The organism is uncultured Escherichia sp. (assembly GCF_948475835.1).
GTDB lineage: Bacteria > Pseudomonadota > Gammaproteobacteria > Enterobacterales > Enterobacteriaceae > ECMA0423.
This window is the reverse complement of record NZ_CAOLGM010000025.1, coordinates 16727-30291: the sequence shown is the minus strand read 5'-3', so window position 1 is coordinate 30291 and position 13565 is coordinate 16727. Positions and strand designations below refer to the sequence as shown.

Below are 13565 nucleotides of genomic sequence, written 5' to 3'. Positions count from 1 at the left end.
TTGCACCAATATAGTGCTTCAATGGAAACATTAAGCACCATGTTGGTGCAATGACCTTTGGATAACCCTTTTTATGCTCCGTGAAAGCGATCACAAAGGGACTCTGCAATACTTGTTTGCGGAGGATGTTTGTGATCCTGTTTTGTAGTGCGATTAATCCGTGTACAATAACGCGCTATTTCTAATGCCTGAGGCAAAGTTGTGATCGAAAAATTGCGTAATATCGCCATCATCGCGCACGTAGACCATGGTAAAACCACCCTGGTAGACAAGCTGCTCCAACAATCCGGTACGTTCGACTCTCGTGCCGAAACCCAAGAGCGCGTGATGGACTCCAACGATTTGGAGAAAGAGCGTGGGATTACCATCCTCGCGAAAAACACCGCTATCAAATGGAATGATTACCGTATCAACATCGTTGATACCCCGGGGCACGCCGACTTCGGTGGTGAAGTTGAACGTGTAATGTCCATGGTAGACTCAGTGCTGCTGGTGGTTGACGCATTTGACGGCCCGATGCCGCAAACGCGCTTCGTAACCAAAAAAGCGTTTGCTTACGGCCTGAAGCCGATTGTTGTTATCAACAAAGTTGACCGCCCTGGCGCGCGTCCTGATTGGGTTGTGGATCAGGTATTCGATCTGTTCGTTAACCTCGACGCGACCGACGAGCAGCTGGACTTCCCGATCGTTTACGCTTCTGCGCTGAACGGTATCGCGGGTCTGGACCACGAAGATATGGCGGAAGACATGACCCCGCTGTACCAGGCGATTGTTGACCACGTTCCTGCGCCGGACGTTGACCTTGACGGTCCGTTCCAGATGCAGATTTCTCAGCTCGATTACAACAGCTATGTTGGCGTTATCGGCATTGGCCGCATCAAGCGCGGTAAAGTGAAGCCGAACCAGCAGGTCACTATCATCGATAGCGAAGGCAAAACCCGCAACGCGAAAGTCGGTAAAGTGCTGGGCCACCTCGGTCTGGAACGTATCGAAACCGACCTGGCGGAAGCTGGCGATATCGTTGCGATCACGGGCCTTGGCGAACTGAACATTTCTGACACCGTTTGCGACACGCAAAACGTTGAAGCGCTGCCGGCACTCTCCGTTGATGAGCCGACCGTTTCTATGTTCTTCTGCGTTAACACCTCGCCGTTCTGCGGTAAAGAAGGTAAGTTCGTAACGTCTCGTCAGATCCTGGATCGTCTGAACAAAGAACTGGTACACAACGTTGCGCTGCGCGTAGAAGAAACCGAAGACGCTGATGCGTTCCGCGTTTCTGGTCGTGGCGAACTACACCTGTCTGTTCTGATCGAAAACATGCGTCGTGAAGGTTTCGAACTGGCGGTATCCCGTCCGAAAGTTATCTTCCGTGAAATCGACGGTCGTAAACAAGAGCCATATGAAAACGTGACTCTGGACGTTGAAGAACAGCATCAGGGTTCTGTAATGCAGGCGCTGGGCGAACGTAAAGGCGACCTGAAAAACATGAATCCAGACGGTAAAGGCCGCGTACGTCTCGACTACGTGATCCCAAGCCGTGGTCTGATTGGCTTCCGTTCTGAGTTCATGACCATGACTTCCGGTACTGGTCTGCTGTACTCCACCTTCAGCCACTACGACGACGTACGTCCGGGTGAAGTGGGTCAGCGTCAGAACGGCGTACTGATCTCTAACGGTCAGGGTAAAGCGGTCGCGTTCGCGCTGTTCGGTCTGCAGGATCGCGGTAAGCTGTTCCTCGGTCACGGTGCAGAAGTTTACGAAGGTCAGATTATCGGTATTCATAGCCGCTCTAACGACCTGACTGTAAACTGCCTGACCGGTAAGAAACTGACCAACATGCGTGCTTCCGGTACTGACGAAGCCGTTGTTCTGGTTCCGCCTATCCGCATGACTCTGGAACAAGCTCTGGAGTTCATCGATGATGACGAACTGGTAGAAGTGACTCCGACCTCTATCCGTATTCGTAAACGTCACCTGACGGAAAACGATCGTCGCCGCGCCAACCGCGCACCGAAAGACGATTAATTTCGTTTTTTAGTTATAAAAAACCTGCCATCGCTGGCAGGTTTTTTTTTACCTGTCGTGAGCGCACACCAATGCGAGTATCTCCCTTATAAGTCTGGGATTACGTCAATAGAGAGCTTTGTCACAATTATCTGCAAAGTCATACGCCGTTAATTGCTTTCTTTTTTGGCGTAAGCGTAAGATGCCTCATCTGGTTTAAACCAAAAGGATTAAACAATGACGGGAAATCAATCCACCGTAGAAAATGCAAAAGAGAAACTGGATCGGTGGTTAAAAGATGGCATCACCACGCCGGGTGGAAAACTCCCTTCAGAAAGAGAGCTGGGAGAACTGCTGGGCATTAAACGTATGACGCTGCGCCAGGCGTTGTTGAACCTCGAGGCAGAATCCAAAATCTTCCGTAAGGATCGTAAGGGGTGGTTCGTGACCCAGCCGCGATTTAATTACAGTCCGGAGTTGTCGGCGAGCTTTCAGCGGGCCGCAATTGAGCAAGGACGAGAGCCTTCCTGGGGGTTTACCGAGAAAAACCGTACCAGCGATATTCCCGAGACGCTCGCGCCACTGATTGCAGTGACACCATCAACTGAACTCTATCGCATCACCGGCTGGGGGGCGCTGGAAGGACATAAAGTTTTCTATCACGAAACATATATTAATCCTGAAGTTGCTCCGGGTTTTATTGAACAACTTGAAAACCACTCATTTTCTGCAGTCTGGGAAAAGTGCTACCAAAAAGAGACGGTAGTAAAAAAATTGATTTTCAAACCCGTCAGAATGCCGGGCGATATCAGCAAGTATCTTGGCGGTTCTGCGGGTATGCCAGCGATCTTAATTGAAAAGCATCGCGCCGACCAGCAAGGCAATATTGTCCAGATAGATATTGAATATTGGCGATTTGAGGCCGTAGACCTCATCATTAATCTGTAGGTGTTTTATGGTGACAATAAATAACGCAAGAAAGATTCTACAACGTGTCGACACTCTTCCTCTTTATTTACATGCTTATGCCTTTCATTTAAATATGCGGCTGGAAAGAGTGTTGCCTGCTGATTTACTTGATATCGCAAGTGAAAATAATCTACGTGGCGTCAAAATCCATGTTCTGGATGGCGAGCGTTTTTCTCTTGGTAATATGGACGATAAAGAACTCTCTGCCTTTGGAGATAAAGCCCGCCGTCTGAACCTTGATATTCATATTGAAACCAGCGCCTCAGATAAGGCATCTATTGACGAAGCCGTCGCCATTGCGTTGAAAACTGGGGCATCGTCCGTACGTTTTTATCCACGTTATGAAGGTAATTTGCGCGACGTATTATCGATCATCGCTAACGACATTGCCTATGTACGGGAAACGTATCAGGACAGCGGCCTGACTTTTACGATCGAACAGCATGAAGATTTAAAAAGCCATGAGCTGGTGTCGCTGGTCAAAGAAAGTGAGATGGAATCTCTTTCCTTACTGTTTGATTTTGCGAACATGATCAATGCAAATGAGCATCCCATCGACGCTTTAAAAACGATGGCGCCGCATATTACCCAGGTCCATATCAAAGATGCCTTGATCGTTAAAGAACCGGGTGGCCTGGGTCATAAAGCCTGTATTTCAGGTCAGGGTGATATGCCGTTCAAAGCGTTATTAACGCACCTTATATGCCTGGGTGATGATGAGCCGCAGGTGACGGCATATGGCCTGGAAGAAGAGGTTGATTACTATGCGCCGGCGTTCCGCTTTGAAGACGAAGATGATAATCCGTGGATCCCTTATCGCCAGATGAGTGAAACACCATTGCCAGAAAATCATTTACTGGATGCGCGGTTACGTAAAGAAAAAGAAGATGCAATTAATCAGATAAATCATGTGCGTAATGTACTACAACAAATCAAACAAGAGGCAAACCATCTTCTGAACCACTAATAAGTTTTAACTCATACGCAGTTAATAAAACCATTCCATATGAATGATCGGTATCTTATTGCCTTTAAAACAGTGATTTTAAAAATCGCTTAGGGGATGTTATGCTCACGAAAAAGAAATGGGCGTTATTTAGTCTATTAACATTGTGTGGCGGTACAATTTATAAATTACCGTCGCTGAAAGATGCGTTTTATATCCCGATGCAGGAATATTTCCATTTGACCAATGGTCAAATTGGTAATGCTATGTCGGTAAACTCATTTGTCACGACAGTGGGTTTTTTTCTGTCTATTTATTTTGCCGATAAACTACCGCGCAGATACACCATGTCATTCTCACTCATTGCGACAGGATTACTGGGTGTTTATTTGACGACAATGCCGGGGTATTGGGGCATCCTCTTTGTCTGGGCGCTATTTGGCGTTACTTGCGACATGATGAACTGGCCGGTCTTGCTCAAGTCGGTAAGTCGATTGGGCAATAGCGAACAACAAGGTCGGTTGTTTGGCTTCTTCGAAACAGGGCGTGGCATTGTCGATACCGTGGTGGCATTTTCTGCGTTGGCAGTATTTACCTGGTTTGGCAGTGGCTTATTGGGTTTTAAAGCAGGCATCTGGTTCTATTCCCTTATTGTGATTGCCGTAGGCATTATTATTTTCTTTGTCCTGAATGACAAAGAAGAGGCACCGTCCGTTGAGGTGAAAAAAGAAGACGGAGCATCGCAAAACACCAGTATGACCTCGGTGCTGAGAGACAAAACCATCTGGCTTATCGCTTTTAACGTCTTCTTCGTTTACGCGGTTTACTGTGGCCTGACATTCTTCATTCCATTCCTGAAAAACATCTATCTATTGCCCGTTGCGCTGGTGGGGGCTTACGGCATCATTAACCAATACTGTCTGAAAATGATTGGTGGACCGATTGGCGGCATGATTTCAGATAAGATCCTGAAATCGCCGAGTAAATATCTATGCTACACCTTTATCATCAGTACCGCTGCGCTCGTACTGTTGATTATGCTGCCGCACGAAAGTATGCCGGTCTATTTAGGGATGGTATGTACGCTGGGCTTTGGCGCGATAGTCTTTACACAGCGAGCCGTATTTTTTGCACCTATCGGCGAAGCAAAAATTGCTGAAAATAAAACAGGTGCGGCGATGGCGTTGGGTAGCTTTATTGGTTACGCTCCGGCGATGTTCTGCTTCAGTCTGTATGGCTACATTCTGGATTTAAATCCGGGGATTATTGGCTACAAAATCGTGTTTGGCATTATGGCCTGCTTCGCATTCAGTGGTGCGGTGGTTTCCGTAATGCTGGTTAAGCGTATTAGCCAACGTAAGAAAGAGATGCTGGCGGCTGAAGCTTAATTAATGGCCGGATGTGCTTAATCCGGCCAATGAAAACCGTATCAACCGTAGGCCGGATAAGGCGTTTACGCCGCATCCGGCAGTTTCACATCAGAAGAAATACTTCGTCCCGATACGGATCTGGTTTTGCTCGCGGTGGTACGGTTCGACGTTGCGGTCTAACCAGCGCAATTCGAAATAAGGGAGCCAGTTTTCATTAATACGGTAACGGAAGGTGTTAGTGATTTCCCAATGATGATCTTTCCCGTTGCTACTATTAAAGTCATTCACTCGCATGAAGTAATGTGGCTCAAATGTATAGGAAAATTTATCGGTGATTTTAAAATTCCAGTAGGTGCCAATTTCATAGGTGTCATTATTATCCAGTTCCCCGCTCAAATCTGTTGAACTATAGTTATTATGGTTATAGCGATTTCGTACTGTCAGATTAAACCATGGTACAAATTTATAGTTGACGTCCAGATACACTGCACCACCCGAACCGATACTCTTATCATTAATTAGGCCACCGGGCTGGATGGTTAATTTATCGGTTGGTTTGAATAAAGGATACCAACCTTCAATTTCATTATAGCCATGTTTTAGTTCATCTTCTCGCTGAAAGGTGTAGGTATTGGTTAACATAATACCCGCGCCCATATCGAAGTTATAACCCACACGTAGCATAACCTCGCCCTGATCGGAGGCAAGATTATATGCCTCCCTGTTTTCGACGTATGCGCCAGCAAATACCGAGGCAGAGGTCAGAGAAGATAATAAAATTATTGCATTAATCTTTTTCATAATAAGTCCATTTTTTAAACGTAGGGAGGCCGCCACCCACCAGGATGGAAATAGCGGCTATTGACATTTATAACGTTACGGAAGCCGTTTTTTCTTCTGTCGCCATCTCTTTATTTTTGCGTTGGTTGATTTCCTCAATAATCAATGCAAACCGTTTTTCATTGAGTGTGTAAAAGAATCCCATCGTCAATGCAGCAATAATTGCCAGTGCACAAGGCCAGATAAAAATGAGCTGACGCAAACCCTGTAATGTCGCATCGCTTTGCGCGATGTTGGGAACATAACCAATTTGCGTCAGCATAATGCCTGGCAAGAAGCCAGCAAGTGCGGCAGAAATTTTACGAAAGAAGGTATAACCGGTATAAACAGAACCTTCGGCACGAATACCGGTTTTCCATTCACCGTAATCTACGGTATCTGGTACCAGTGCCCAGTTCAGGCTGTTTACAAAGGCCGTGCCAAAAAAGGCGACACAAGAGAACATGACGAAAGTGAAAGAGTTACTTCCCCAGAAATAATTCAGTATATCACCCACCGCCCATAGCACCATGCCAGCTAAATAAACCTGTTTTTTACCAAAACATTTTACAGTTACTGGCACCAGTAATACGCCGACGAGGATGCATCCCATACTGAAGAATCCCATCCACGACAATAAATTAATATCATTCAGCACATACTGGGTGTAATAGACCTGAATCGCCAGTTTGATATTAAATGCCGCCAGAGTACACAGGTTAGCAATGCATAAAACCAGCAATGGTGGATTACGAAATATCGCGCAAAAAGATTTGAGAATACTGGCTTTATGTCCGGTTGGCGCTGTGTCCACATAATGCTCTTTGACGCCTCTGTAGCACAGCATCATAAAAATAAAGCCGCCAATGGAGAACATAAGTGCCGCACAGGCATAACCGACGGTTGAGTCAGAAAAAAGCGACTGCAACGGAATAAACGCCACGGTACAAATCAATAGCCCTATGGTTGCACCACCCTGGCGGTAAGCCGCGAGCTGCGCGCGCTCATTCGGGTTTTTGGTAATTGCCGGGATCATCGCACCATACGAGCAGTTCATCAGACTGTATGAAAGTCCAAACATCATAAACAGCGCGGTGGCAATCGTCGTTTTAACCGGCAAACAAAAGGTGGTGGCGATAAACTGGAGCGTTGCAATTAACGCCGCCGGAACTGCTGCATATAAAATAAAGGGACGAAATTTGCCTTTAGGCCCAATATTTTTCCGCGAGTCGAGTAAAAATCCGGTGAGCATATCGGTAAACGCGGTAAAAAACTTCGCCACCAGAAAGATAATCCCGCCATAGTAAGCAGGCATCCCTAATTCATCGGTATAAAATTTGAGGAGATACAGAGTACCGATGCAGAGCATTAAATTCGAACCGACGTCGCCCATACCATAGGCGATTTTTTCCCGCAGATTCAGTTTTAATGTCAGTGGATTATGGTCAGACATAATCACTCCTTATAACGCCCCGCAGGGCGTCGTTTATTATTATTACGCCGTGCGTTTACGGGCTTCTATCTCTTCCACAATGCGGACATACATCTTCTCGTTCAGGCTGTAGAAGCAACCCATCGCCACAATGGTGACTACCGCCAGTGCGCTTGGGTAGATGAAGATCAACTGGCGTAACCCTTCAATGGTGTGGTCAGCCTGTGCGACGTTCGGCACATAGCCAATTTGCGTCAGCATCCAGCCGGGGAAGAAACCAGCCAGCGCCTGAGACACTTTGCGAAAGAAGGTGAAGCCGGTGTAGACCGTGCCTTCCGAACGCACGCCGGTGCGCCACTCGCCGTACTCGACGGTGTCGGAAACCAGCGCCCAGTTCAGGCTGTTAACAAACGCTGAGCCGAAGAACGCCAGGCAGGAGAACGCCACAAAGCTGACCGAGCCGCCGCCGAAGAAATAGTTGAGCAGATCGCCCAGCACCCAAATCAGCAGGCCGCCGATATAGACCTTCTTCTTACCAAAACGTCTGACTGCGCCAGGCATCAGGAACACGCCGATGAAAATACAGCCCATGCTGAAAAATCCCATATACGACAACAGGATGGGATCGTTAAGTACGTACTGGGTGTAATAGACCTGAATGGCGAGCTTGACGTTAAACGCCCCTAAGGTGCAGAGGTTGGCAATACACAGAATGAACAGTGGGCGGTTACCGGCAATTGCGCGGAAAGATTGCAACAGGCCAGGCTTTTGCGCCGGATTGGTTGGTTGGGTTTCGACATAACGCTCTTTCACGCCTGAGTAGCAGATCCACATAAACAGCAGGCCGAACAGTGAAAACAGCGTGGCGGCGAAGATATAGCCAAGTTTCTGATTACCTTCGATAAGATTCATAACTGGCACGAATCCCACCGTGCACAGCAGCAGGCCCAGCGTAGCGCCGCCCTGACGCCATGCCGCCAGTGAGGCGCGTTCGTTGGGGTTTTTGGTGATTGCCGGGACCATTGCGCCGTAGGAGCAGTTCATCATGCTGAAAAACAGTCCGTAAAGCATAAACAGAATAGTGGCCATCACCGTTTTACCGGTGACATCAAACGGTGTGCCGACAAAGTTGGCGATCGCCAGTAAGGTGACCGGGAATGACGCATACAGAATAAAAGGACGGAACTTACCTTTTGGACCGATCTTGCGTCGGGAATCCAACATAATGCCGGTACCCATATCGGTAAACGCAGTAAAGAATTTTGAAATCAAAAAGATAATGCCGCCATAGGTGCCTGGCAGCCCCAGAACGTCGGTATAAAACTTCAAAAGATAAAGCGTACCGATATCCAGCAGGATGTTAGAGGCCAGGTCGCCAATACCGTAAGAGAGTTTCTCTTTAAAGGGCAGGCGTAAAGTTGCTGGATCTTCCGTTGTGATGTGACTCATCGATGTTCTCCCTTTGCCCATGAGTTTCCCCACGGGCGGATGTGATTAGATGCTTTTTAACGACGCGAACAGTGCCGCCCATTCGCTATCGGCGCGATAAAAGACCGGCGGCTTGCCGATGGGCGCATTAACGGTAACTTCCCCGCCCCGGAACGCTTCACCCGTCCAGGCGTGGACCCAGTTATCCTCCGGCAGATAGAGCGTCCAGTCGCTACGGCCTTCTTCATGCACCGGAGCGACCAGAATGTCGCGACCTAACAGGTACTGATATTTCAGGGTGTAAGTGTGCGCATCGTCTTCGTAATGCAGGAACAGCGGGCGCATAACCGGCAGGCCGGACTTCGCATTCAGCGCGACAGCCTCTTTCAGGTAAGGTTTCAGGGTGGTGAAGACGGAGGTCATACGGGCAAAATGGGCGATAGTTTCTGCGTCGCCGTCAAACTGCCAGTTGTCGCCAGGACGGTTACCTTCGTGGGTGCGCATCATCGGCGTGAAGGCGCTGAAATCGCACCAGCGCAGCAGCAGCTCTTTGCTGCGCTTCATCTCAAACAGGGTGGTGTAACCGCCAATGTCGCTGTGGTGCAGGCCATGTCCGGTCATTGCCAGCGACAGCGCCGCCGGGACAACCGACGCCAGGCCATCGTCGAGACTCCAGTCGACGTTCTGGTCGCCCGCCCACATCATGGTGGAGTATTTCTGGCTACCGGTAGAACCGGCGCGCATAAAGAAAAGGATCTCGCCGAGCTTGCCCGTTTCTTCAAGGGCTTCGTAGTTACACTTCGCCCACAGCGCAGGCCAGGCGTTATGCATAATTTCGGCACTGACGCCGTTATGCAGGTACGTGTCGGTGGGCAGATACTCGCCGAAGTCAGCCATCCAGCCGCCGCAGCCGAGTTCAATCATGTTCTTTTTGATCGCTTCCTTGAACCAGGCGTAGGCTTCTGGATTAGTGAGATCGACAACGCCGCCGTAAAACTCGCCAAACTCCACCAGATAGTCACCGCCAGAGGCATCTTTTGCCAGATAGCCGTGTTGTGCCGCTTCTTCGCAGAGATCTTTATCGCTGGCAACATACGGGTTGATATAGGCCAGGAACTGCACGCCCTCCTGATTCCACTGCTTAATGCGTGAATCCAGTTGCGGGTAGTTTTCGCTGTTCCACTTCCAGTTCCACATCACGCGTTTGCCAAAAGAGGTCATACGAATACCGGACCAGTCCTGCGCCCAGATGCCGTTGACCTTCACGCCCGCGTTACGCATGGTGTCCAGTTTCTTCTGGCACACTTCCGTCCCGCCCTGAATGCCGAGCGTTACTCCGTCATAAATCCAGTCGGGCAGTTCTGGCTGGCGTCCCAGCAGGGCGGTTAATTTTTCCAGCAGGGAAATGTATGTGTCAGCACATTCAAAACGCAGCGTTGCTTTGTCTTCCCACAGCGCCAGTTCATGGTATTCCGGGGCACTAAAGTCGAAGTTCATATAGCAACTGTTATCAACATGGCAGTAATACTTCTGCGTGCTGACAAACGTAGGCTGTGGGAAGAAAGTCCAGTAATAGTCGCCGCCCGCATTTTCTTTGCAGTCGGCCTGCCAGGTGACATAGGTTTGTTTGTTGCGACCAACGCCTTGTTCACTGGTCCATAGCGGGAACGGTTTGCCACGCAGATCGAAGTAGGAAAACTGTTCGCCGCAGCCGTAGATATGGTCCTCTGGTTGAGCGGCAAGGCGCAGCCAGATACGGTTGTGGTTAAGGTTGTCGTTTTGTAGTTCCAGCAATAAACGGCCCTGATCGTCGGCAGAGATATTCAGCGTGGCGCTAATGTCAGAACCACGGCTGAAATGAATTAACCAACCATCCGGTGACTGGCTGACGATGGCGTCGGTAAGCGCAATTTTCTCCTGTAGTTTATCTTTAATGCTGAAATTACCGCGGAACATATCGATATCCGCTATACCTGAGCCAATCCATAAACAAGGATTATCTTTGCTATGGGTTAAAATAAGACGTTGTTGAAAATGTAGGGTAAAACTGTCGTTATTCTGATGAAATTGAAAATCTAATAACTGTGGACGTGGCGTATCCATAACTAATCTCCATAGAGTTGAGAACGAGATTGTTGCCTTCCTGTTATTACAGGCTTATGTAAAATGATTCTCATAAAACTGATATATAAAAACTTTACAGAAGCTGAGCTGTTTTTAACTTAATAAATTGAAGATACATAATGTTGCCTTTAGCGAGTGAAATGTTCTTCAATGATTTTGACTGCTAATCAATACAAGTTATTTTCTCTGTCCGTAAATGTTAAAAAACAGGCGGTGCGGTTTTCCTGGTTCCAGTAATAATAAGTCGATACCTGAATTAAAGGCGTTAGGCGGGCAACTCATAGGTTCAACTGCCAGTCCCTGACGCTGTAATTTTTCACCGCTATAAATTTGTACCCAGGGTTGATCGCAACAAAGGCTAACCGAAAGCGCCTGTTGTGGATGGGTAATGGTTATTTCCCACAGATCATTAGCGGTTTTAAAGGTGTGGTCGATTTTTGTCGCGGCTATTGTTTTCGCCTGCGTGAAATTTAAATCCAGCTCATCAACGTGGTGAAGCGTTGTCGGATTTACGTGTTCATCAACGGCATAAACCTGGTTTGCCGGAAGCTGGAACAGATATTCATCAACAGATGTTAAGTTGCAGGTTAAATAAGTATGAATACCCACGCCATAAGGCGCTGCGACAGTGCCGATATTCTGGCTTGCGATCTCAACGGAAAGACCCGTGTGTGCGTTGAGCGAATAAACAACTTGTGAAGCCAGCATAAACGGATAGCCGTAACTGGGCGGCAGAAAAGCTGTCAGGGTAACGCTGGTGGCGGTTAATTCACTAATTTGCCAGTCTCGCCAGGCAAGCAGCCCGTGAATAGCGGCTTTTGAACTATGTTCATTAATGGGTAACTGATATTCCTGCCCCTGATAGCGGTAACAGCCGTTGGCGATCCGGTTCGGCCACGGAATAAGCACTTTACCCAGATGCGCCAGCGGCATCTCTTCGGGTTTGTGCGGGATGACTAAATGACAACCCTGAAAGGTTAATTCAGCCAGACCAGCACCGACGGTCACAATGGTCGCGTGATAATCCCCCGCGGCAAGTGAAACGGTCTGTCCACTGCAATGCATATTGGTGATTTGCATACAAGGCACCTTAATTAACGACATACAGCCTCCCGTGAGGCTGATGTCAAACCCAAAAACTGCACCGGACGGTCCCCTCGCCCCTTTGGGGAGAGGGTTAGGGTGAGGGGAAAACCCGCACCCTATTTTCAGATCAGTTATTTCGCATTAATATCCAGCAGACCCGCTGCAACCGCTGGAGCCATGCCGGGCGCTAACGGGATACGCGGGATCACCAGGCAATGCAGCAGGTGATAAATATCCTGTTTGCCGTCCCAGACTTTGGTGGTGACCTTATTGTCCGCATCCAGCTCCTGCCACCAGGAACCATTTTCATAGTCCATCAGGTACTTAATGCAGTACTCCCACCATGTTTGATACCAGGTTTCATACTGGCGATCGCCAGTGACGGTGTAGAGCGCGTAGGCCGTACCCATTGCTTCGACGATAGGCCAACGTACACGTTCGCGGACCACCGGTTTTCCTTCCCAGTCAACGGTATAAACAATCCCGTCCGCGCCATCGGGTGCCCAGGCATCGCGCACGGTGGCGTTAAACAGACCTTTGGCATCTTCTAGCAGCCATGCTGGTGGTTGTTCGCAACGGGCTTCCAGGGCAGCATGGATGTGCAGCATTAAACGGCCCCATTCGATCCAGTGGCCTGGTGTACCTCCGAACGCGCGGAAGCGATGCGCCGGGTTATCTTTGTTGTAATCCGGCAGCGGATTCCACTGGGTATCGAAGTGTTCGTTAACGCGATAATGATTATTTCTGGCGACGTCGTGGATAATCACGGAAGCCACGCGAATCGCGCGATCCAGCCATTTTTTGTCGTGAGTGACGTCATAAACAATCAAGAAAGCTTCCACCGCGTGCATATTGGCATTGCCGCCGCGGTACTCTTCGGTTTTGCTGAAGGCTTCGTCCCAGGATTCCAGGCACATCTGCTCTTCTTCGCTCCAGAAATATTTCTCGATAATTTCAATGGTGTAATCGAGCAGCTTGCGCGCTTCCGGGTGACCCGTTGTGACGGCGCTGGCGGCACCCAGCAGAGCAAAGAAGTGTTGATAGCCCTGTTTGGAGGCATCCACCACGCCCTCGTCATTCACGCAGGCATACCAGCCGCCATATTTTTTATCACGCAGTGCGCCGTTCATGGCTTTGATACCGTGATCAACCAACGAGTAAGCGCCAGGTCGACCCATCGCCGCAGCAACGGAATAAACGTGTAACATACGAGCGGTGATCCACAGATGGGTGCCCATCTCTTCTTTGATTTGCCCTTTATTGCCTAACCAGCCAAAACCAGTCGGCACTACTGAATTTTTACCAAAATCAAAGATGCGGTCGGTTTCCTGTTCCAGCCAACGGTTGTGGCTTAGGGTGTTAAACCATTTCATTCCTTTTATCCTCA

At 48.7% G+C, this 13565-nt stretch carries 10 protein-coding genes; 4 read left to right on the top strand and 6 right to left on the bottom strand.

All coding sequences use genetic code 11. The annotated features are described in order from the left end of the window. Window positions 1-201 precede the first annotated feature (201 nt). From typA to QZF50_RS07395, 4 genes are all read left to right on the top strand, one after another. The gene (gene typA / locus QZF50_RS07410; RefSeq protein WP_000570668.1) at window positions 202-2025 is read left to right on the top strand and encodes a ribosome-dependent GTPase TypA; all 1824 of its coding nucleotides are present in this window, start codon (window positions 202-204) and stop codon (window positions 2023-2025) included. A gap of 216 nt (window positions 2026-2241) precedes the next feature. Continuing rightward, entirely contained in the window at window positions 2242-2952 is a 711-nt protein-coding gene (locus QZF50_RS07405; protein WP_000147427.1) for a GntR family transcriptional regulator, read from the top strand. Between the two features lie 7 nt (window positions 2953-2959). Beyond that, window positions 2960-3940 carry a TIM barrel protein gene (locus tag QZF50_RS07400; RefSeq protein WP_000256396.1) on the top strand — a complete coding sequence of 327 codons (981 nt, stop codon included), beginning with the start codon at window positions 2960-2962 and terminating at the stop codon, window positions 3938-3940. A 101-nt stretch (window positions 3941-4041) separates the two neighbouring features. After that, window positions 4042-5307, top strand: a complete 1266-nt coding sequence (locus QZF50_RS07395) for an MFS transporter (protein WP_038999036.1) — start codon at window positions 4042-4044, stop codon at window positions 5305-5307. Window positions 5308-5397: 90 nt separating this feature from the next. Here QZF50_RS07395 and ompL read toward each other — a convergent pair whose 3' ends face one another. The 6 genes from ompL to yihS form a co-directional block, all read right to left on the bottom strand. Then, window positions 5398-6090, bottom strand: a complete 693-nt coding sequence (gene ompL / locus QZF50_RS07390) for a porin OmpL (protein ID WP_000723475.1) — start codon at window positions 6088-6090, stop codon at window positions 5398-5400. 67 nt (window positions 6091-6157) lie between these two features. Continuing rightward, window positions 6158-7561, bottom strand: coding sequence for an MFS transporter (locus QZF50_RS07385; protein WP_001297066.1), 1404 nt, complete (start codon window positions 7559-7561; stop codon window positions 6158-6160). 42 nt (window positions 7562-7603) lie between these two features. Continuing rightward, window positions 7604-8989 (bottom strand): MFS transporter, encoded by a 1386-nt coding sequence (locus tag QZF50_RS07380; RefSeq protein WP_000018376.1) that lies wholly within the window; start codon window positions 8987-8989, stop codon window positions 7604-7606. Window positions 8990-9034: 45 nt separating this feature from the next. Beyond that, window positions 9035-11071, bottom strand: a complete 2037-nt coding sequence (yihQ, locus tag QZF50_RS07375) for a sulfoquinovosidase (RefSeq protein ID WP_038999031.1) — start codon at window positions 11069-11071, stop codon at window positions 9035-9037. Between the two features lie 198 nt (window positions 11072-11269). Beyond that, the gene (locus tag QZF50_RS07370) at window positions 11270-12172 is read right to left on the bottom strand and encodes an aldose-1-epimerase (RefSeq protein ID WP_001167553.1); all 903 of its coding nucleotides are present in this window, start codon (window positions 12170-12172) and stop codon (window positions 11270-11272) included. Between the two features lie 137 nt (window positions 12173-12309). Further along, window positions 12310-13551 carry a sulfoquinovose isomerase gene (gene yihS / locus QZF50_RS07365; protein ID WP_000870916.1) on the bottom strand — a complete coding sequence of 414 codons (1242 nt, stop codon included), beginning with the start codon at window positions 13549-13551 and terminating at the stop codon, window positions 12310-12312. Between the last annotated feature and the right edge of the window lie 14 nt (window positions 13552-13565).